Raw genomic sequence first — 20,938 nt, forward strand, 5'->3', positions numbered from 1 at the left:
TCCCGAGCCAGGCCTTTACACTCGGGTTCCCATCTGACGCCATGACACCGTGACGCCGCAAGAATACGCCCAGCAAAAAGCTGCCGCCTCGGGCAGCAGCTTCTATTACGCCTTCCTGTTCCTGCCGCCCGAGCGGCGCGCCGCCATCACGGCCTTCTACGCCTACTGCCGCGAGATCGACGACGTGGTCGACGAGGTCTCCGACCCCGGCGTCGCGCAGTCCAAGCTCGACTGGTGGCGCGGCGAGGTCAGGAACGCCTTTGCCGGCCAGGCCAGCCACCCGGCGCTGCAGGCTCTGCTGCCGCATGCGGGCAGCTTCGGCATCGAGGCGCGCCAGCTGCTGCAGGTGATCGAGGGCTGCGAGATGGACCTGACCCAGACCCGCTACCTCGACTTCGCCAACCTGCAGCAGTACTGCCACCTGGTCGCCGGCGTGGTCGGCGAAGTCGCCGCAGGCATCTTCGGCCAGACCGACCCGCGCACCACCGACTACGCGCACAAGCTGGGACTGGCGCTGCAGCTGACCAACATCATCCGCGATGTCGGCGAGGACGCGGTGCGCGGCCGGGTCTACCTACCGATCGAGGACCTGCAGCGCTTCGACGTCAAGGCGCATGAGCTGATCAAGCGCGGCACGACCTCGGACGAGAGCTTCCCGCAGCGCTTCGAGGCGCTGATGCGCTTCCAGATCGAGCGCGCCCTGCAGACCTACGACGAGGCGCTGGCCCTACTGCCGGCACAGGACCGCCAGGCCCAGAAACCCGGCCTGATGATGGCCAGCATCTACCGCACCCTGCTGCACGAGATCGCGCGCGAGCCGCAGCTGGTGCTGACCCGGCGCGTGAGCCTGACGCCGCTGCGCAAGCTCTGGCTGGCCTGGAAGGTGCAGGCGCTGGGCCGGCTGTGAACCAGCAGCAGCCGATCGGCCTGGCAGGCGACAACAAACGCCGGCTGGCCGTGGTCGGCGGCGGCTGGGCCGGACTGGCCGCCGCCGTGCGCACGACCGAGCTGGGCTGGCAGGTCGAGGTCTTCGAGGCAGCACGCCAATGGGGCGGCCGCGCCCGCGCCTTGGCGGCCCATGCCGGCAGCGACCCAGCCGGGATGGCAACACTCGACAACGGCCAGCATATCCTGATCGGTGGCTACAGCGCGACCCTGGGCCTGCTGCAGCAGCTCGGCGTCGAGCTCGAGTCCGCCCTGCTGCAGCTCCCGCTCGACCTGCGCTACGCCGACGGCTCCGGGCTGGCGGTGCCAGCCTGGGCCGCGCGCTGGCCGCCACCGCTGGACCTGCTGGCGGCCATCCTGGGCGCGCGCGGCTGGGACTGGCGCGACCGCTTCGCGCTGCTGCGGACCAGCTTGCGCTGGCGGGCGAACGGGTTTACCTGCGCGGCGGACCTGAGCGTGGCCGGACTGTGCGCCGGACTGCCGCCGCGCGTGATCGACGAACTGATCGAGCCGCTCTGCCTGTCGGCGCTCAACACCCCGCTGGCGCAAGCGAGCGCGGCGGTGCTGCTGCGCGTGCTGCAAGATGCGCTGTTCGGCGCCGGCTTTGGCCGCTGGCGCGGCGCCGACCTGCTGCTGCCGCGCGTCGGCCTGGATGAACTGCTGCCGGGACCGGCGCTGCGCTGGCTGGCTGGCCGTGGCGCGCGGCTGCATGCCGGCCGGCGCGTGACGGCGCTGCAACGCCAGCCCGAGGGCTGGCGCATCGAGGCGCAGGACTACGACGCGGTGCTGCTGGCCTGCCCGCCGCGCGAGGCCGCCAGGCTGGTGCGTAGCGCGGGCCTTGGCGAGATGAGCAATCCGAACGGCAGCAGCGAATCGAACGGCTTGGGCAGCGGGCTGGCAGACCAGGCCAGCAGGCACTGGATCGCACGGGCCGAAGCGCTGGACTACGAAGCGATCGCCACGGTCTATGCACAAGCCCAGCGGGCGGACGGCAGCCCGGCCGGACTGCCGCACGGCGCGGCCATGGTCGCGCTGCGCAGCTCGCGCGAGGCGCCGGCGCAGTTCGCCTTCGACCGCGGTCGGCTCGGCGGACCGGCCGGCCTGCTGGCCTTCGTGGTCAGCGCCAGCCGGGGCGAGCGGGCCGAGATCGAGCGCCAGGTGCTGGCACAGGCGCGCGAGCAGCTCGGGCTGAACCGCCTGCAAGCGCTGCGCACGGTGGTCGAGAAGCGCGCGACCTTTGCCTGCACGCCAGGACTGCAGCGGCCCGGGGCCGAGATCGCGCCCGGGCTGTGGGCGGCCGGCGACTATGTGGCCGGCCCCTACCCCGCCACGCTCGAAGGCGCGGTGCGCAGCGGCCAGCAGGCGGCCGAAGGGCTGCAAGCCGGTTGCTGGCCGGCTGCGGGCTCAGGCCGCTGACGAGCCGCCGCTGGTCTTGCGGGCCCGGCGCGGCCGGGCGGTCTTGGCAGGCACGGCAGCAGGCTCGGCCGGCTGGGCTTCGGCCGGTTCCGGCGCAGGCTCGGGCAACACGGACGATTCGGCTGCTGCCGCGCTGGCTGCAGCAGGCTCGGCGGGCTTCGCAGCGACTGCGGGCTTGGTCACGGTCTTGGCAGTGGTCTTGCGCGGCGCGCGGGCGCGGCGCGGGGCGGCGGCCTGCTCGGGTGCCGATGCAGCGGCTGACACAGGCGCCAGAGCCTGCTCCGGCACGACCTCGGCTTGCGCCTTAGCCTCAGGCACTTCAGGCGCCTCGACCGCATCGACTACCCCGGTCAGCTCGACCTGCTCGGGCAAGTCGACCACTGCGGGCGCGGCTTGCGGCTGCGACCTCGGCGCCCGCGGGCGGAAATAGCTCGGCCGCTCGAGTTCGGCATCGACTTCGGGTTCTGCCTCAGGCTCGGCCCTGGCTGCGGCTTCGGGCGGCAACGGCAGGTCACGCGCCTGCCTGGCCGGGCGGGCCTTGGCCTGGGCTGGCTGGTCCGGCTCGCCGTCCCGGGCCTGCTGATCCTGATGCACGGACTCGGCGGGTGCGACCACTGCCGGCTCGACATCGGCCTCGACCTGTGCGGGCTTGCGCCCCGAACGACCACGTCGCCGAGCTTCCTTGCCCTCGCGGCCGTCGCTGGCGGAGTCGCTGCTGGCCGCCGCAGTCGGGCGGACCTGGCCGGCGGCGCTCTCGGCCTCGGATTCGGCCGGCAGCGCGGCACTGCTGCGGAACACATAGGCGCCCGACTTCTCGTCGCGGCCGAACTCGAGCAGGCCGCGCGCCTGCGCTTCCTCGAGCAGGTTGCCGAAGGTCTTGAAGCCGTAGTAGCTCTCGCTGAAGTCGGGCTTGCGGCGCTTGATCGCCTCCTTGAGCACCGAGGCCCAGATCTTGCCGCTGTCGCCGCGCTCGGACACCAGCGCATCGAAGGTCTCGACCGCGATCTCGATCGCCTGGCTGCGGCGCTTGTCCAGCGTCTCGCGGCGCTGGCGCTCCTCCTCAGGCGAGCGGCGCGGCGCGGCGGGCGCATCCGCCGGCTGACGCCTGGCCAGCGCGCGCTGGCTCTCGCGCACCAGGTCGTCGTAGAAGATGAACTCGTCGCAGTTGGCGATCAACAGGTCAGAGGTCGACTGCTTGACGCCGACGCCGATCACCTTCTTGGCATTCTCGCGCAGCTTGGAGACCAGCGGCGAGAAGTCCGAGTCGCCGCTGATGATGACGAAGGTGTTGACATGCGACTTGGTGTAGCAGAGGTCGAGCGCATCGACCACCAGCCGGATGTCGGCCGAGTTCTTGCCCGACTGGCGCACATGCGGGATCTCGATCAGTTCGAAATTGGCCTCGTGCATGGTGGCCTTGAAGCCCTTGTAGCGCTCCCAGTCGCAATAGGCCTTCTTGACCACGATGCTGCCCTTGAGCAGCAGGCGCTCGAGGATGCGCTTGATGTCGAACTTCTCGTAATTGGCATCGCGCACGCCGAGCGCGACGTTCTCGAAGTCGCAGAACAATGCCATGCTGACTTGATCGGGGGGATTGGCCATGAATGCTCCAGAGGAGGTTGATGGGGAACCGTCGCGAAAACCAGGCGCAACAGGTCGAAAAAAGCCGGGCTTGGTGCTCAGGCGGCGGTCGAGATGGCCCAGGGCCGGCGCACCGGCAGCTCGAAGCCAGGCAGCGTGCCGGCCTCGGCGCGGATCTCGATCAGGGGGGCTGCCGACTGGAAGGCACCGAAGATGGTGGCAAACGATACATCGGCCGCATCGCGCCCGGTACCGATGCGGATGAAGCCCATCGGAATCGCCGTGCCCGACGGATCGAAGATATACCAGCGCTGGCCCAGATAGACCTCGACATAGGCGTGGAAATCCTGCGGCCCGAGCGCCGGGTCGGCACCATAGTCGATGCCGGTGGCAAAGCGCGCCGGAATGTTGAGCGCGCGGCACAGCGCGATGAACAGATGGGCGAAGTCGCGGCAGACCCCCGCGCGGTCGCGCAGCGTGTCGAGCGCCGAGGTCGCGGAGTTGCTGCTGTTGGACTTGAAGCTGACCTGCTGGCCGACCCAGTCGAGCACCGCCTGCACCCGGCTGTAGCCGCGCGGCAGTTGGCCGAACAGCTCCATCACCAGCGGCCCCAGGCAGTCCGACTGGCAGTAGCGGCTGGGATAGAGATAGGGCAGCACGGCCGGCGGCAGCTGCGCGATCGGCACCTCGGCGACATCCTGCGGCCGCTCGATGTGGTGGCGCAGGTCGACCGTGCAGCGGTAGTCGAGCTCGAGCCGACCGGGCGGCGCAGTCAGGCGCAGCATGCGATTGTGGAGCGTCGGATCGAAGCTCTCGACGCTGAAGACGAAGGGCTTGATGTCGAGCTGCTCCCAGACCACGCTCTGCTGCGCGGTGCGGGCCGCCTGGAGATTGAAGATGAAGTCGGCCCCCTGGGGACCGATGTCGTAACTCAGACCGATGCGGGCATGTATGCGAACCATGTCAGCATTAGCTCATGAAATCCGGGTCGATCGAAGGCCGACACGGAAATTCTCGGCCCATGATGACAGGCCGATGAAGGCTGGAGCGCAACAAGCAGATAATTTTCCAGCACGAATTCCGGATCGGTAGTAGAATACAGGGATCGCTGTGACTTGCTTACCTTTGCAGCGATTGTTGTCTGACATGGTCTGCGGTTCATTTTATGCCGCCACCTCAGCTCCCTAGCGACGTTCTCGGTCTCATGGGTTGTCACACTCCCCCCCTTTGCGGCGAGCCTAACTGCTGGTCACTCCTTGTCGAGGACCAGCCACCCCAAGACCCAGGTCGCTAGGAGCCGCCCCGATACCGGCGCTCGTCTCGACAGCTTTATATTGCAGCCGGCCATGGATATGGCCTTGATTGATGACCACCACACTAGAAAAAACATTTTCGGTGGGCAAGTTCCTTGTCTCCCCCTTTACCCATTCCACCGAGTCCGGCGACTTTGCCGCCTCGTTGTCGATTCGCAGCGGCCGCGGCAGCGGCACGCTCGACCGCGTGTTCCGCTTCGTGCCCCGGTTCAACAACCGCGACGACGCGCTGCAATACGCCATGAACCAGTACCCGGCCCTGCTGCCTGCGCAGCTCGCGGCCTGAAGATCCTGACATCCTCATCCATACCGCTACAAGGAGCCCCTCATGTCGAAGGAAGACCTGATCGAAATGCAAGGCAAGGTAGACGAAGTGCTGCCTGATTCCCGTTTCCGCGTGACCCTGGACAACGGTCACACCTTGATCGCCTACTCGGGCGGCAAGATGCGCAAGAACCACATCCGCATCCTGGCCGGCGACAAGGTGACGCTCGAACTGTCTCCCTACGACCTGAACAAGGGCCGCATCACCTTCCGCCATCTGGAGCCCCGCTCCGGTGGTGCCGCGGCACCGGCGCGACGCAAGTTCCGCTGACCCGTCCACCCCTCTTACCCGGCGCGCCCTGCAGCTTTTGCACGCGCCTCACTGGAACCATATGAACAACAAACTCTTCGTCGGCAACCTGCCCTACACCGTCAACGATGGCGACCTGCAGCAAAACTTCTCCGAGTACGGCAACGTCGTTTCGGCCAAGGTCATGACCGACCGCGAAACCGGCCGCTCGAAGGGCTTCGGCTTCATCGAGATGGGCACCGACGAGGAAGCGCAAGCGGCCATCGAGGCGCTCAACGGCATGTCGGTCAATGGCCGCGCCATCACCGTCAACGTCGCACGTCCGAAGGAAGACCGTCCGGGCGGCTTCGGCGGCGGCGCACGTCGCAGCGGCGGCGGCTTTGGTGGCGGCAATGGCGGCTACGGTGGTGGCAATGGCGGCGGCCGTTACTGATCGACCGATCAGCGCACAGCCGGCAGAGCCGGCCTGCCAATGAACGACTCGCCCAAGGGCGAGTCGAAAAACAAGGACCTCGGGCAACCCAGGTCCTTTTTTCATGGGCGCTGCCGCTTGGCGCGGGCATAGAAGGACTTCTTGGCCCGCTCGACCGCCAGCACATAGGCCAGGGTCAGGCCGATCACGCCCAGCAGCAAGGGGACTGGCAAGGGCACGAAGCCGAAGACCGGACTCCAGGGCAGGTAGGGCAGCAGCAGCGCCACGCCGATCACGAGCCCGGTGCTGGCCAGCAGCCAGTTGCCCGGTCGGCTGCGGTAGAACGGACGCCGGGTGCGCACCACCAGCGCGATCACCAACTCGGTCAGCAGGGACTCGAGGAACCAGCCAGTGCGAAACTCCTCAGGGGTGGCCTGGAACAGCCACAGCAGCGCGCCAAAGGTCAGCAGGTCGAACACCGAGCTCAGCAGGCCGAACAGCACCATGTAGTCGCGGATGAAGACCGTGTCCCAGCGCTGCGGCTGGCTGACCCATTCCTCGTCGACCCGGTCGCCCGCGATGGCCGTCGCCGGGATGTCGGACAGGAAGTTGTTGAGCAGGATCTGCGAGGCCAGCAGCGGCAGGAAGGGCAGGAAGACCGAGGCCAGCGCCATGCTGAACATGTTGCCGAAGTTGGCGCTGATGGTGGTCAGCACATACTTGAGCGTGTTGGCAAAGGTGATGCGGCCCTCGTCGATGCCTTGACGCAGGATGAGCAAATCCTTGCGCAGCAGCACGAAATCCGCTGCGTCCTTGGCGACATCGACCGCCGTGTCGACCGAGATGCCGACATCGGCCCGGTGCAGCGCCAGCGCATCGTTGATGCCGTCGCCCATGTAACCCACTACATGGCCGGTCTTCTGCAGCGCCAGGATGATGCGCTCCTTCTGGTTCGGATCGACCTCGGCAAACACCGTGCACTGGCGTGCCAGATGCAGCAAGGCTTCGTCGCCCATCTCGTCGAGCTGCTCGCCGGTCAGCAGCTGCTCGACCGGCAGGCCGACCGCCGTGGCGACATGCCGGGCCACCTTGCGGTTGTCGCCGGTGATGATCTTGAGCGCCACGCCGCGCTGCGCCAGGTCGACCAGGATCTGGCGCGCGTCGGCCTTGGGCGGGTCCATGAACAGCAGGAAGCCGGCAAAGCACAAGCCGCTCTCGTCGGCCCGGGTGTAGCTGTCCGGGCGCGGCTCGAGCTGGCGCGTCGCCAGACCCAGCACCCGATAGCCCTGGGTACTCCAGGCCTCGAAGCGTGCCTCGATCTGCTCGCGCCAGCCGGCATCGAGCGCGGTGGCCGGATCGCCAACGCTCGCGCAGCGGTCCAGGATCCTGTCGAGCGCGCCCTTGCTGATCAGCTGGCGCGCGCCGCCGGCATCGGCCACCACCACCGACAGGCATTTGCGCACGAAGTCATAGGGAATCTCGTCGATCTTGCGCCAGGCCGCCAGATCCAGGCCGGCCTGGCGCGTCGCGGCCAGCACCGCATCGTCGAGCGGATTGACCAGCCCGCTCTGGAACTTCGCGTTGAGCGCGGCGAGCTGCAGCAGCGTCGCGCTGGCCTGCCCGGCCGCATCGAGCGCCGCGTCGAGCGCGACCACCCCGGCCGTCAGGGTGCCGGTCTTGTCGGTGCACAGCACATCCATGCTGCCGAGGTTCTCGATCGAATTGAGCCGGCGCACGATCACGCCCTGGCTGGCCATGCGCTTGGCGCCATGCGACAGCGTGATGCTGACGATGGCCGGCAACAGCTCGGGCGTGAGCCCGACCGCCAGCGCCAGCGCAAACAGCAGCGAGGCGATCGCGGGCTTGGCGAGCAGGAGGTTGATCGCCAGCACGGCCAGCACCATCACCAGCATGAAGCGCGTGAGCAGGTCGCCAAAGCGCTGCAGGCCGCGCTCGAACTCGGTCAGCGGCGGGCGCAAGGCGAGCTTGCCGGCGATCTGGCCGAAGACCGTGGCCTTGCCGGTCCGCACGATCAGGACCTGGGCCGAGCCGCTGCTGACGCTGGTGCCCATGAAGACGCAGTTGCTGCGCTCGGCCAGGCCGGCGCTGGCGGCGAAGACCCCGGGCATTTTCTCGACCGGAAAGGTCTCGCCCGTCAGCACGGCCTGGTTGACAAAGCAGTCCTTGGCCTGCAGCAGCACCGCATCGGCGGGAACCAGGCTGCCAGCCGAGAGCTGCACCAGGTCGCCCGGCACCAGGCGCTCGGCCGGCAGCAGCTGGGGACGGCCATCGCGCCAGACCGTGGTGTGGACGATCACTTTCGAGCGCAGCTGCTCGATCGCATGGCTGGCGGCATATTCCTGGCTGAAGCCGAGCAGGGTGCTGCCGATGACAATCGCCAGCACCACCCCCGCATCGACCCATTCCGTCGCCAGCAGCGAGATCAGCGAAGCCGCGATCAGGATCAGCACCAGCGGACTGCGGAACTGGTTGAGGAACAGCCCAAGGGCCGAGGCCTGCTTCATGGCCTGGAGCGAATTGGCACCATGGCGCAGCTGGCGCGCAGCGGCTTCGCGCGCCGACAGTCCGTGGCGCTCGGCCGCCAGCGCCTCGAGCAAGGCATCGGCGGGCAGGCTCCAGTAAGCCTCGGCCAGCCGCGAGGCCGCAGGCTGCGCGGCCTGGCGGCGCCTGGCCCAGCTGGAAAGGAAGGACATGGCTGGACTTCCTTTCCGTGCAGCGGCTCAGCCGAGCGCGTTTTGCGGCCAGCGGCCGAGCAGCGGCGACAGGCGCGTGGCCCCGGACTGCAGCGGGCGCTGCAGCACCGGCTCGGGCAGCAGGCGGTCGTATTCCGCCTTGATGCAGCGATAGCATTCGCAAGCCCGCTGTTCCAGGCCGGGCCGGTCGAGCAAGGTGATGCGGCCACGGGCGTAGCGGATCAGGCCGGCGCGCTGCAGCTTGAGCGCGGCCTCGGTCACGCCCTCGCGGCGAACGCCCAGCATATTGGCCATCAGCTCCTGGGTCATGCGCAGCTCCTGGCCCGGCACGCGATCCAGGCTCAGCAGCAGCCAGCGGCTCAAGGCCTGCTCGACCGAATGGTGACGGTTGCAGGCGGCAGTCTGCGCCATCTGGGCGATCAAGGCCTGGGTGTAGCACAGCAGCAGCTGCTGCACCTGGCCCGACTGCGCGAAGCGGCGCCGCAGGGCCGAGGCAGGCAGCAGCAAGGCCTGGCCGGCGCAAAGCACCATGGCATGGCTGGTCGAGGCCCCGCCACCCATGAAGCTCGACACACCCACCATGCCCTCCTGCCCCACCAGGGCCACCTCGGCGCTGGCACCGCTCTCGGTCACCTGGTAGAGCGCCACCAGGGCCGTGAGCGGAAAGTAGACATGGGACGGGCTGCTGCCCGACTCGCAGATCAGCCGGCCAGCGGGCAGGTCGACAGGCTCAAGCAAGACATGCCAGTAGGGCCACTCGGTATCGGGCAACGAGGCCAGCAGTTGATTCTTCGATCGCAGCTTGGACAAGACCATGAATGCACTCCCTGGATCGGCCTGGTGGCCGAATTCTTATTTTTTTCATATTTTATACAGGATGTGGCATGGGCAGGCCAGGGCGCTCAGGGCTGCGGCAAGCCGGCCGGGGCCGGCAGCAGGCGGTCGCGCATGGCCTCCAGCGTGTCGAGGGCGGCCTCGAAATCGAAGACGCCGAGCTGTTCGAGCAGCGTCGCGAGCTCACTGGCAGCCGCGTGCTGACCCAGGTGCTGCTGCAGGCTCGCCAGCAGCGCTGCCGGCACCAGGCGATGGCGCTGCAGCAGCTGCTCGACCTCGGCCAGCTCCTGCAGCGCCGCCTCCGGCTGTGCCGGCAGGGTCTGGCTGGGGATGGCGGGAAGGGCCGCCTGCAGCGCGGCACGGGCGGCGCGCAAGGCATGCAGGCAGTCGTCGCGACAGGGCTGGAGCCTGGCCGGATCGACCTCGGCCTGGCCGGCCACCCCATCCTTGAGCAACGCCAGGAGCCGCGCCGCGGCCGCCTGCAGCCGCACGGCCCCGACATTGGCGGCCACGCCGAGCAGGGTGTGGGCCAGTCGCTGCGCGATGGCGTGCTGCCCGTCCAGGATGGCGGCATCGAATTGCCCAGCCCATTCATCGGGCTCGAAGTCGGCCAGGAACTGGCGCAGCACGCGCAGCAACAGCTCCGGGTCATGCCCGAGCCGATCGAGCGTCTGTGCCAGCTCGAAGCCGTCGAGCTGCGTCGGCAGCATGGCCGGCGGCGCCATGGATGGCTGCGGCAAGTCAGCCACGGCCGCCTGGGCCGGACCGGCATCGGCGGCAGACTCGGCAAGGGGCAACTGCTGTGGCAGCCAGCGCGACAAGACCGTGCGCAACTGCTGCGCGTCGACCGGCTTGCTGACAAAGTCGTTCATGCCAGCCTCGAGCACGCGGCGCCGGTCGTCGGCGAAGGCCGCCGCGGTCATGGCAACGATAGGCAGGTCGCGGCCCCAGCGGGTCGCACGGATCGCCGCGGTCGCCTCGAAGCCGTCCATGACGGGCATCTGCAGGTCCATCAGCACCAGGGCACAGGGATGCTCGGCCAGCTTCTGCAGCGCCTCGCGCCCGTTGCTGGCGACCGTCACCCGCAGCCCCATCTTGCCCAGCATGGCCAGTGCCACTTCCTGGTTGGTGGCATTGTCCTCGACCAGCAGCAATTCGGCGCCACGGGCAGGACCGGCCTGCTGGTCGGAGCGGGACTCCTGGCCTGCCTCCACTGGCTGGCGCATGAAACCACGCTGCGCGAGCACGGCATCGGACGGGCGCGAGGTCGTGAGCGACTGGCGCTGACCCGGTGGCAAGAGGGATGGTGCGGTGGGCGCGGTACCGGGTATCAAGGGCAGAGTGAACCAGAAGGTCGCCCCACAACCGAGCTCGCTGTAGACGCCGATTTCGCCCCCCATCAGTTCGACCAGGCGCTTGGCAATGGTGAGCCCCAGGCCGGTGCCGCCAAAGCGCCGGGTGGTGGAGTTGTCGGCCTGCACAAAGGGCTGGAACAGTCGCTCGATCTGCTCGCGCGACAGGCCGATGCCGGTATCCGACACCTCGAAGCGCAGACCCTGCTGCCCGCCTGCGCCAGGCAGCGCCCGCGCCAGCAGGTGCACGCTGCCCTGCTCGGTGAACTTGACCGCATTGCCCAGCAGGTTGACCAGTACCTGGCCCAGGCGCAAGGCGTCGCCACGATAACGCGGCGACAGTCCGGGCGACAGATCGAGCACCAGCTCCACCCCCTTGGCGCTGGCGGCCAGCGCGAACAGATCGATGGCGTCGCGCAGCACCTCCTCGAGTTCGAACGGCACCATTTCCAGGTCGACCGCGCCGGCATCGAGCTTGGAGAAGTCCAGGATGTCGTTCAGGATGCGCAACAGCGCGCGGGACGATTTCTGCACCTTGTCGACCAGTTGGCGCTGCTGGGCGTTCAGGCCGGAATCGGCCAGGATGTCGAGAAAGCCGAGTACCGCGTTCATCGGCGTGCGCACCTCGTGGCTCATGTTGGCGACGAAGGCGCTCTTGGCCCGGCTGGCCTGCTCGGCGGCTTCCTTGGCCTCCAGCAGGTTCTGCTCGACCCGCCTTTGTTCGGTGATGTCTTCCACCATGCACAGATGGCGCGGACTCTCGCTGGGATCGACCTGCACCCGCGCCACCGTCAGGCGGACCCAGACCACCGACCCATCGGGCCTGAGGTAGCGCTTGTTCATCTGGAAGCCGGAGATTTCGCCCGCATTCAGGCGCGCCATCTGGTCCAGGTCGGGCTGGATGTCGTCCGGATGCGTGATCTTCATCCAGTCGGCATGGCGCATCTCCTCGACGCTGCGGCCGGAGATGGCCGCATAGCGCTCGTTGCACTCGTAGATATGCCCGCTGCGCGAACCGGTCAGCGCGATGCCGATCGGGACCTGGGCGAAGATGGCGTGGAAGCGCGCCTCGGACGCCGTCATCGCCGCCAGCGCCTGCTCGATCTGCTGCCGGGACTGGATCAGCTGCTCCCGGACCTCGACCTCGGACTGGATGTCGCGCCAGCCGCCGACGCGGGCCTCGACCTGGCCGGTGTCGCCCAGCACCGCCTTGACGCTGACCGAGACCCAGTGTAAGCCGCCGTCGCGGGTGGGAATGCGCAGCTCGAAGGTCACGCGCTCGCCCTGCTGGGTGCGCTGCTCGACGTCCCGGATCACCGGCCAGTCATCCGGATGGGCAAATTCGGTATAGGGCTTGCCGACCATTTCCTCGGGCTGCCAGCCCACCAGCATCGTGACCGATGGCGATACCCACTCGAAGCGGCCGTCATGGTTGGCGCGAAACACGACGTCCGAGGCGTTGTCGGCCAGCAGCTGGATTTCGGCGGTACGCTCGCGCACCTTGGACTCCAGGCTGGCGTTGAGGTCGCGCAAGGCCTGCTCCATGGCCAGCCGCTCGCTGATGTTGATCAGCACGGCGTGGGTGCACAGGAACTGGTCATGGCTGTCGTGCTGGGTCCGGCAATGGGCGATCACCGTCACCCGGTGCCCGTCGCGGTGCCTGAGCCACAGCTCGCCACTGAAGTTGCGCTGCTTCTTGACCTCGGCAAAGCAGTCAGCGAAGGCGCAGTCGGCATTCGTCCAGTGCACCTCGAACGACAGCCCCATCATCTGGGCGGGCGACTCGTAGCCCAGCAGCGCTGCCATTTCCTGGTTGGCATCGAGCCAGCGGCCCTCGGCATCGAGCGACTGGTAGGCGATCGGCAGGTATTCGAACAGGTCGCGGAAACGCCGCTCGCTTTCGCGCAGGGCCTGCTCGGAACGCTTGCGCACGGTCACGTCCAGGCACAGGCCGGAGAAATGCTGGGGCTGACCGGCAGCGTTGTAGCCCGCCTGGCCAAAGGCGTCGATCCAGCGGATCGTGCCATCGGGCCAGATGACGCGGTAGCTCGCGACAAACGGTTGGTGGGCTTGCAGCGCCTCGGCGATGGCCGCCTCGGCCGCCGGCAGGTCGTCGGGATGCACGACCTGGCGCCAGGTCGCGAAACTGGCCGATGCGGTCGCGGGATCCAAGCCGAACAGCATGAACATCTGCTGCGACCAGTGCAGCTGTTCGGGGCCGAGGCTCATGTCCCAGCTCCAGAAGCCGACGCCAGCGCCCTGCTCTGCCAGCGTCACCAGGTCGAGCGACTTCTGCAGCGCGGCCTGGCTTTGCTGCAACTGGCGCGCCGTCGCCAGGTCAGCGGCCGCGGCATCATGCGTGCTCAACAGCCGGCTGTAGCGGCGCACGCCAACGGCCAGCAGCAACAGGATGATGCCGGCATTGAGCAGCAGCGGCGGCCAGTCCTGCCACCAGAGCTGCCTGAGCTGGTCGGGACCCAGGTGGCTGACCAGCTTCCAGTTGTCGGCCGCCTGCAGCCGGCCCGGCAGCAGGGCCGTCGGTTCGATGCTGCGCCAGACCCACAGGCCGCTGTCGTCGAGCAGCCGGCCCGAAGGGGCCGCGGCCATGCGCGCCCAGGCCCGGGGCTGGCGACCGGGCAGCGGCTGCTCGGGCCCGAACAGGGAAGCCCAGACGTCCTGCGGATCGGGAGCCAGCAAGCGGCTGCCCTCGGAGTTGAGCAGCAGGCGCTGCTCGCCATGGGTCACCGGGGTACCGGCGACATAGGAATCGATCAGCTGCTGGCCCGAGATATTGAGCACCAGCAGGCCCTGGTCCACCCCCGCTACCCGCGGCAGATGGATGGCGGCGCGCAGCACGGGCCGGTACGGGATTTCCACCTGGCCATGCTCGACATTGAGATCGAGCGCCGAGAGATAGAGCTGACCCGGCGGCAGGCGCATGGTGGTGATGAAATAGGGCCGGTCGCCCTTGTACTGCAAGTCCGCCGAGCGCAGCAGCTGGCCGGCGACACGCTGGACGCGCACCCGCTCCATGCCATCGGGCCCCAGCCAGCGCGCCTGCAGATAGCCCGGATTGCGCAGCAGCAGCGAGCGCAGGGACTCCTCCATCAGGCCGAGGGCAGCAATCGGCGGCGCGCTCAAGGCGCGCTGCAGCGCCGGCTCCTGCACCAGGCCTTGCAGGTGCAGCAGCGGATGCTCCAGGTCATGGGACACCATCCTGGCACTGGAATCCAGTTGCATCACTTCGCCAGCCTCGAAGGCGTCCAGGCTGGACTGGCTCAGGCTGACCCCCACATAGGTCGTCAAGCCGCCCATGAGCAGCAGCAGCGGCAGGTAGATCACCAGAAACCGCTTCATCGGGGAAAACACTCTGGTCGACATAGCTCAGTGGCGTCGCTGGCGCTGCCAGCCAGTTGCGGGGGAATGGAAATCGCGCGGCTTCATGGGCGCCTTGGACGGGCACTCATCCCGGGCTGGTACAGCTGCACCTGGTTGCGGCCGCTGGCCTTGGCCTGGTACATCGCGCTATCGGTATGGCAGAGCAGCTCGAGCGCATCCGAGCCATGCTCCGGATGGAGCGCCAGGCCTATCGTCGCCGAAATCGACAGCAGCCGGCCCTCCACCACAAAGGGCTGGTTCAGGGCCAGCCGGACCTTCTCGGCCACCTGGAAGGCCGCAGCGGCATCCTCGATGCCATGCAGCAGCAGCACGAACTCGTCGCCGCCCAGGCGTGCGACGGTATCCGACTCGCGCACGCTGGCGCTCATGCGCCGGGCCGCCTGCTGCAGCAAGGCGTCGCCGGCCGCATGGCCATGGCAGTCGTTGACCGGCTTGAAGCGGTCCAGGTCCAGGAACAGCAGCGCCAGCTGGCTCTGCTTGCGCCGCGCCAGCGCCAAGCCCTGCCGGAGGCGATCCTGGAACAGCGCGCGGTTGGGCAGGCCGGTCAGCGAGTCGTGGTAGGCCTGGAACGCCATCTGCTGGAGGGCCTGCTCGCGCTCGATCAGGCGCTGGCTCAGCTCGAGCTGCAGCTGCACGCGCGCGCGCACGACCGCCGGATTGATCGGCTTGTGGATGAAGTCGACCGCGCCGGCAGCCAGGGCCTGGGTCTCGCTGACGCTGTCGCTCAGGGCCGTGACAAAGATGACCGGAATGGACCGGGTCGCCGGATCGCCTTGCAGGACTTCGAGCACCTGGTAGCCGTCCATGCCAGGCATCATGACGTCGAGCAGGATCAGGTCCGGCGCCTGCTGGCGCACCAGCGCCAGCGCCTGCGGCCCCGAGGTGGCGAACTGGAGATCGTAGCGCTCGGCCAGGCTGGCGGCCAGCACTTCGAGGTTGAGCGCGAAATCGTCGACGAGCAGGAGGTGGGCAAGTGGCGTCATGCGATCAGGCTGCCAGGAAAATTGCAGCGACGCCAGACCTCAGGCGGTCTGGAGCTGAATAAAAACCGCCGTCCTGTCATCGGTAGCGTCGGCTTGCGCCGTGAAAGCCTCGATGTCGCTGCGCAGGGCCGCCATCATCTGCTCCGGACTGTGGCCCTGCTGCTGGCCCTGGCGCAGCAATTGCTGGATGCGCTGGTCGCCGTAGTACTCCTGCTCGGGGCCGACCGACTCCGACAGGCCATCCGAGTAGAGCAGCAACGTGTCGCCCGCCTGTAGCTGCACCCGATGCTCGGCATAGACCTCCTGCTCCAGGATGCCCATCGGCAGGTTGTCACCGATCAGCTCGGTGACCTGCTGCCCCTGGGCCAGCAGGGTCGGGGTATGGCCGGCATTGACCCAGGTCACGGTCCTGGCCTGGCAGTCGACGCGCAACAGCGACAGCGTGACAAAGGCGTCGATGGCGATCAGCTCCGGCGTGACCACGGCATGCAGCGCGTTCATCAGTGCCGCGGCGCTGGGATAGCTGCCCGGGGCCTGGGCCGCCATCAGCTCGGAGAACAGCCAGCGATAGCTGTTCTTGACGCCGGCGCCAATCAGCGCCGCGGTGACGCCCTTGCCCATGACGTCGCCGGTCAGGACCTCGAACACCGAGCTGTTGATGCGGGTGAAGGTGTAAAAGTCGCCATCGACCCCCTGGCAGGGCTCGGTGTAGCAGGCGATCTGGCAGGCCTGGAGGTCTTTCGGCACCTGGCCGAACAGCAGCTTGTGCTGGATGTAGGCGCTGGTCTCGAGCTCGCGCTGGCGGGCCAGGGCCAGGGCCTGCTCGGCCTGGTGGCGTGCCGTGATGTCGTTCTTGACCGCCACATAGTGCAGCGTCTGGCCCTGCTCGTCCTTGATCGGGGCCAGATGGGCTTCCTCGCGGAAGAGCTCGCCCGACTTGCGCCGGTTGATCAGCTCGCCCGACCAGGGCTCGCCGCGCCTGAGCCGACCCCACATGTCCTGGTAGATCTCGGGCGGATTCTGTCCCGAGTTGAGGATGCGGGGATTCTTGCCCAGCACTTCGGCCGCTTCGTAGCCCGTGACCTGGCAGAACTGCGGATTGACGTACTGGATGGCCGCGTCGGGACCGCAAATGACGACGGCGGAGGGGCTCTGCTCGGTCGCCATGGAGAGCACGCGCAAGCGCCCCTGGACCTGGCGCAATTCGCTCAAGCTGCGCTGCAGCTCGCTCTGGGCCCGCGCGGCCGCCAGCTGCAGCCGCACCCGGGCGCGGACCAGCACCGGATTGATCGGCTTGTGAATGAAATCGACCGCACCGGCCTCCAGGGCCCGGGTTTCGCTGTCGACATCGTTTCGGGCCGTGACGAAGATGACCGGAATGGACCGGGTCGCCGGATCGCCTTTCAGCACTGCCAGCACCTGGTAGCCGTCCATCTCGGGCATCATGACATCGAGCAGGATCAGGTCCGGCGCCTGCTGGCGCACCAGCTTGAGCCCTTGCGGCCCCGAGGTGGCGAACTGGACATCGTACTCCTGGGCCAGGCTGGAACCCAGCACCTCGAGGTTGAGCGGGATGTCATCGATGATCAGGATATGGGCGAGCGGGTTCATGCAAGGGTGGGATCAAGGTAGCTGACAACCCCAAATAAGGTTTCAGGTTTTGATAGTAATGCATGAAACCACAGGCCAGGACCGCAGGACGCGGGACGCTGTCTTGGCTGCCACGGCAGCCCGGTGGCACCCGACCGCTGCGGCGACAGGCCAGCTGGCCGCCGATCACCCGCGGCACCTCAGGACGGCGCGCTCAGTCCGCTCGGCGCGCCAGCGCCGTCGCGAGCGCCTGGCTCAGCCGCGGCCAGACCGAGGCAAAGACGGGCATCAGGTAGCTGAGCTCGTCGGCCTGCTCCCGCATGCCAGCCTGCTCGAGCTGTTCGCACACCTGCCCCAGCGCCAGCGCGCCGACCGCACGCGAGGAGGACTTGAGCGAATGCGCCGCCAGCGCCAGCTCCAGCCAGTCGGACTGCACGAAGGCATCCTGCAGCTGCGCCACCAGGGCCTCGGCCGAGTGCTGGTACTGCTGCAGGAATTCGCGCAGCGTCGCGGGATCATCGCCAACCAGGTCGGCCAGCACGGAGAGATCGAGCAGCGCGGGCACCGCCATGCCGCCGCGTCCGGCCTGGGCCGGGGCGGCGGACTCGGACTGCGGGACGGCCGACAGCCAGTAGGCCAGCTTTTCGCCCAGCAGCTCGAACTTGACCGGCTTGGTCAGGAAATCGTTCACGCCCAGCAGGCGCCAGCCGGTCCAGGCCGCATCCATGGCATTGGCAGAGAAGACGATGATGGGCACGCTGTGTCCGTCCTGCTCCTCGGAGCGGATCTGCTGCGCCAGCTCGTAGCCGCCCATGCGCGGCATCTGCAGGTCCGTCAGCACCAGGTCGTAGGCCTGCTCGCGCCAGCGGAACAGGGCCGCCTCGCCGTCCTCGGCAAAGTCATGCGCATAGCCCAGGCGCTTGAGCTGCTGGCCGATCACCTTGCGATTGACCGGGTTGTCCTCGGCGACCAGGATGCGCCGGCCTTGCGGCGGACTGGCGAGCACCGGGCCATCGACCGGCAAGACGGGGGCACAGCTGGTCGTGACGGCAGCCGGTAAGGTAGGGATGGCGGGGGCGGGGTCAGCGACCGGATCGGCCGCCAGCGCCTGCTGGACCAGTGCCAACTCGATCCAGAAGCTGCTGCCGACGCCGAGCTGGCTCTCGACCCCGATCGAGCCGCCCATCTTCTGCACCAGCTTCTGCGTGATGTTGAGCCCGATGCCGGTGCCTTCGACGGTCGAATGCTCGGCCCCGAGCCGGTTGAAGGGCTGGAACAGCGCTGGCAGATGCTCGGCCGCGATGCCCGGCCCGGTATCGGCGACCCGGATCCTGACCCGGGCCGCCGCGACCGGCTCGAGCGTGACCTCGATCCGGCCGTCCGGGCGGTTGTACTTGACGGCATTCGACAGCAGGTTCAGCAGCGCCTGCTTGAGCCGGATGCGATCCGCCTGCACCAGGCAGGCAGAGGCATCGGCGACCTGCAGGGCAATCGCGCGCGCCTGCGCTGCCGGCTGGATCAGGCCCGCGCACTCCTGCAGCACCGGCTGCAGGGGCACCGGCTGCAGCGTGACCTGGATATCCTGCTGGTCGACCTTGGCCAGGTCCAGGATATCGTTGACCAGGGACAGCAGGTGCTGGCCGGCATTGACGATCTCGAGCACGAAATCGCGCGCATCGCTGTCGAGCCGCTGGTCGAGCGCCAGGATCTGGCCCAGCCCTAGGATCGCATTGAGCGGCGTGCGCAGCTCGTGGCTGACGGTCGCGAGAAACTGGTCCTTGCTCCTGACGGCTGCCTCCGCCATCTGCTGTGCGTGCAGCAGCTCGAATTCGCGCTGCTTGGTGGAGTGGATGTCCTGCATCATGACCTCCAGGCGGACACAGGCGCCCTCGGACATCTCGGCCCGGCCGATGCTGCGGAACCAGCGCGGCTCCCCGCTGGGATGGAAATAGAGCAGCTCCAGGTCCCAGCCTTCGCCGCTGTGCAGGGCTTGTGCGACGGCGGGCTGGATATCTTCGCGCGGCTCGAGCCTGGCCAGCAGGCTGTCGATCGTCAAGGGCTGCTCCGGATCGAGCTCGAGCAGCCGGGCACAGAAGGGCGACAGCTGGACCCGGTCCTGCGCGACCTCGTAGTCCCAGGAGCCGATCTGGGCCGACTGGCTCGACAGCTCGAGTGCCTGCCGGATGCGCGACAGCAGCCGCTCGTTGTTCTTGTGCTCGGTGATGTCGGTCGCGAACTTGACGACATGGTCGATGCGGCCGTCGCTGCCGCGCACCGGGTGGTAGGAAGCCTGCCACCACACCGCCCCGCCCTGCTTGGCTATCCACTGGAACTGCCCGGCGCGGACCTGACCCGCCCGCAGCGACTCCCAGAGCCAGCGATATTCCTCGCTCGCGGCATGGACCGGATCGCAGAACATCCGGTGCTGCTGCCCGACCAGCTCATGGCTCTCGTAGCCCATGGTCTGGCGCCAGATCGGGTTGGCCTCCAGGATATGGCCATCGAGATCGAACTTGATGATGCCCTGGCTATCGTCGAAGGCATGGATCAGCCCGGCCTGGGCGGAAGCAACGGCGGTCGGGCAATCAAGGCTGGAAGCAGAATCCATGGCATCGGACCCCAGTAAAAGAATACGATCCGGTCACGATCCGGACTCAGCGCAGGAAACGCTGCAATTTCTTGAGGAACATGTCCTGGCTGAACGGCTTGACCAGGAAATCCGCTGCACCGGCCTGCAAGCTCTTTTCGACCACATCCTTGTCGCTATTGCCGGTGACCATGATGATGGGAATTTCCTCCCTGTCCGGCGTCGATTTCAGATGGCGGGTCAGATCAACCCCATTCATGCCGGGCATCAATACATCCATCAGGATCAGGCTGGGCTTGACGTATTGGAGCTTGGCAATCGCCTCGGTGCCTGAAAAGGCGAATATGAAATCGCACTCCATTCCGGACAGCAGATAGCGCACCAGGTTGTGCTGGAAGATCTCGTCGTCGATCAGCATGACGATGGGCCGCGCCGACCGATCGCGCTTGAGGTTGTTGGGGGCGGAATCGGGACGGGCCTTGGGCTTGGGCGCCGGCGCGGGCTTGGACAAAGGCGGAGTCTGGGGACTGGCCTGGACCTGGCGCAAGGCCTGGATCGCGCGCATGGCCTGCAAGACTGACATCGACAGCCGGGTGGCATCGAACGACATCGGCCAGAACAGCACGTAATCGTCGAAATCCTCCTGCCGACAGAGGTCGTAGGCCGCCTTGAGCTCTTCCTTGCAGCACAGGAGCACGGTCCGGTAGCTGTGCCCGGCCTGGCTCGAATCGCGCAAGGCCTGATAGTAGATCTTGGCATCTGCCAGGCTCTTGAAAGCCAGCACCAGCACATCGGGCAAATAGGCGGCAAAATCGGACAGGTGATTTTCGACATTGGCCGAAATGGTGATCCGATCGCAGGTCTGGAGCAATAAATCGCGCACCAGTTCCGCATCTGCCATTGAATGGCTGGCAATCAGGACGCTCTGATTCTTCATCAGACCCGACTCCACCCTCAGATCCCGGCGCCGTTGCTCGGCGCGACCGGGTCCCACCGAGTCAGCGCACCATCGACCGGGGCCGAATTATTAATTTGCTGATTGATAGGAAAATACATATTATCAATTATACCACTGCGACTCATATGGCGGAACCGGGGGGAACCCGCCCCAGGCCACCCGGGATGGGCCGCCGCCTGCGGGCGCTGAATCCGCCGGGCGGCCTGGCAGCCGCTGGCCGTGCGGCCGGGACGGGGACCCGAGATCTGGCCCGCTGCGAGGCTTTGTTGTATTAATCAAT

The 20,938-nt window shown here is 67.5% G+C and carries 14 protein-coding genes; 5 read left to right on the forward strand and 9 right to left on the reverse strand.

The annotated features are described in order from the left end of the window. Positions 1–49 precede the first annotated feature (49 nt). Both hpnD and hpnE read left to right on the forward strand, forming a co-directional pair. Complete coding sequence (gene hpnD, locus C6P64_RS11910) at positions 50–907, forward strand: presqualene diphosphate synthase HpnD (protein ID WP_105748786.1); 858 nt, start codon at positions 50–52, stop codon at positions 905–907. Further along, entirely contained in the window at positions 904–2,361 is a 1,458-nt protein-coding gene (hpnE, locus tag C6P64_RS11915) for a hydroxysqualene dehydroxylase HpnE (protein WP_245911710.1), read from the forward strand. Before hpnD ends, hpnE begins: the two co-directional genes overlap by 4 nt. On the opposite strand, the gene C6P64_RS11920 is transcribed toward hpnE, so the two are convergent. After that, entirely contained in the window at positions 2,350–3,963 is a 1,614-nt protein-coding gene (locus C6P64_RS11920; RefSeq protein WP_105748787.1) for an NYN domain-containing protein, read from the reverse strand. The two genes, hpnE and C6P64_RS11920, sit on opposite strands and share 12 nt — an antisense overlap. 77 nt (positions 3,964–4,040) lie before the next feature. Next, on the reverse strand, positions 4,041–4,904 hold the full coding sequence (locus tag C6P64_RS11925) for a transglutaminase-like domain-containing protein (protein ID WP_105748788.1): 864 nt from the start codon (positions 4,902–4,904) through the stop codon (positions 4,041–4,043). Between the two features lie 403 nt (positions 4,905–5,307). Between C6P64_RS11925 and C6P64_RS11930 the strand changes: the two genes are divergently transcribed. The 3 genes from C6P64_RS11930 to C6P64_RS11940 all read left to right on the forward strand — a co-directional run bounded on the left by C6P64_RS11930 (position 5,308) and on the right by C6P64_RS11940 (position 6,262). Next, the gene (locus C6P64_RS11930; RefSeq protein WP_105748789.1) at positions 5,308–5,541 is read left to right on the forward strand and encodes a hypothetical protein; all 234 of its coding nucleotides are present in this window, start codon (positions 5,308–5,310) and stop codon (positions 5,539–5,541) included. A gap of 42 nt (positions 5,542–5,583) precedes the next feature. Beyond that, on the forward strand, positions 5,584–5,850 hold the full coding sequence (gene infA, locus C6P64_RS11935) for a translation initiation factor IF-1 (protein WP_105748790.1): 267 nt from the start codon (positions 5,584–5,586) through the stop codon (positions 5,848–5,850). A 61-nt stretch (positions 5,851–5,911) separates the two neighbouring features. Beyond that, entirely contained in the window at positions 5,912–6,262 is a 351-nt protein-coding gene (locus C6P64_RS11940) for an RNA recognition motif domain-containing protein (RefSeq protein ID WP_105748791.1), read from the forward strand. A 101-nt stretch (positions 6,263–6,363) separates the two neighbouring features. Here C6P64_RS11940 and mgtA read toward each other — a convergent pair whose 3' ends face one another. From mgtA to C6P64_RS11975, 7 genes are all read right to left on the reverse strand, one after another. Then, complete coding sequence (mgtA, locus tag C6P64_RS11945; protein WP_105748792.1) at positions 6,364–8,955, reverse strand: magnesium-translocating P-type ATPase; 2,592 nt, start codon at positions 8,953–8,955, stop codon at positions 6,364–6,366. Between the two features lie 27 nt (positions 8,956–8,982). After that, positions 8,983–9,771 (reverse strand): Crp/Fnr family transcriptional regulator, encoded by a 789-nt coding sequence (locus C6P64_RS11950; protein WP_105748793.1) that lies wholly within the window; start codon positions 9,769–9,771, stop codon positions 8,983–8,985. Between the two features lie 86 nt (positions 9,772–9,857). Next, positions 9,858–14,498, reverse strand: coding sequence for a PAS domain S-box protein (locus C6P64_RS11955; RefSeq protein WP_146115910.1), 4,641 nt, complete (start codon positions 14,496–14,498; stop codon positions 9,858–9,860). 83 nt (positions 14,499–14,581) lie between these two features. Further along, positions 14,582–15,523, reverse strand: a complete 942-nt coding sequence (locus tag C6P64_RS11960) for a diguanylate cyclase domain-containing protein (RefSeq protein ID WP_105748795.1) — start codon at positions 15,521–15,523, stop codon at positions 14,582–14,584. A gap of 39 nt (positions 15,524–15,562) precedes the next feature. Then, on the reverse strand, positions 15,563–17,134 hold the full coding sequence (locus tag C6P64_RS11965; protein WP_105748796.1) for a SpoIIE family protein phosphatase: 1,572 nt from the start codon (positions 17,132–17,134) through the stop codon (positions 15,563–15,565). 193 nt (positions 17,135–17,327) lie between these two features. Beyond that, positions 17,328–19,721, reverse strand: coding sequence for a PAS domain-containing hybrid sensor histidine kinase/response regulator (locus C6P64_RS11970; protein ID WP_105748797.1), 2,394 nt, complete (start codon positions 19,719–19,721; stop codon positions 17,328–17,330). Between the two features lie 46 nt (positions 19,722–19,767). Next, positions 19,768–20,637 carry a response regulator gene (locus C6P64_RS11975; RefSeq protein WP_105748798.1) on the reverse strand — a complete coding sequence of 290 codons (870 nt, stop codon included), beginning with the start codon at positions 20,635–20,637 and terminating at the stop codon, positions 19,768–19,770. Positions 20,638–20,938 lie beyond the last annotated feature (301 nt).

Source organism: Malikia granosa (genome assembly GCF_002980595.1).
Classification (GTDB): Bacteria; Pseudomonadota; Gammaproteobacteria; order Burkholderiales; family Burkholderiaceae_C; genus Malikia; species Malikia granosa.

Excerpts from the sequence above, each read along its gene's own strand:
- C6P64_RS11920 (WP_105748787.1), bottom strand. The coding sequence starts at position 3,963 with ATGGCCAATCCCCCCGATCAAGTCAGCATGGCATTGTTCTGCGACTTC.
- C6P64_RS11925 (WP_105748788.1), bottom strand. The coding sequence starts at position 4,904 with ATGGTTCGCATACATGCCCGCATCGGTCTGAGTTACGACATCGGTCCC.
- C6P64_RS11930 (WP_105748789.1), top strand. The coding sequence starts at position 5,308 with ATGACCACCACACTAGAAAAAACATTTTCGGTGGGCAAGTTCCTTGTC.
- infA (WP_105748790.1), top strand. The coding sequence starts at position 5,584 with ATGTCGAAGGAAGACCTGATCGAAATGCAAGGCAAGGTAGACGAAGTG.
- C6P64_RS11940 (WP_105748791.1), top strand. The coding sequence starts at position 5,912 with ATGAACAACAAACTCTTCGTCGGCAACCTGCCCTACACCGTCAACGAT.
- mgtA (WP_105748792.1), bottom strand. The coding sequence starts at position 8,955 with ATGTCCTTCCTTTCCAGCTGGGCCAGGCGCCGCCAGGCCGCGCAGCCT.
- C6P64_RS11950 (WP_105748793.1), bottom strand. The coding sequence starts at position 9,771 with ATGGTCTTGTCCAAGCTGCGATCGAAGAATCAACTGCTGGCCTCGTTG.
- C6P64_RS11955 (WP_146115910.1), bottom strand. The coding sequence starts at position 14,498 with ATGAAGCGGTTTCTGGTGATCTACCTGCCGCTGCTGCTGCTCATGGGC.
- C6P64_RS11960 (WP_105748795.1), bottom strand. The coding sequence starts at position 15,523 with ATGACGCCACTTGCCCACCTCCTGCTCGTCGACGATTTCGCGCTCAAC.
- C6P64_RS11965 (WP_105748796.1), bottom strand. The coding sequence starts at position 17,134 with ATGAACCCGCTCGCCCATATCCTGATCATCGATGACATCCCGCTCAAC.
- C6P64_RS11970 (WP_105748797.1), bottom strand. The coding sequence starts at position 19,721 with ATGGATTCTGCTTCCAGCCTTGATTGCCCGACCGCCGTTGCTTCCGCC.
- C6P64_RS11975 (WP_105748798.1), bottom strand. The coding sequence starts at position 20,637 with ATGAAGAATCAGAGCGTCCTGATTGCCAGCCATTCAATGGCAGATGCG.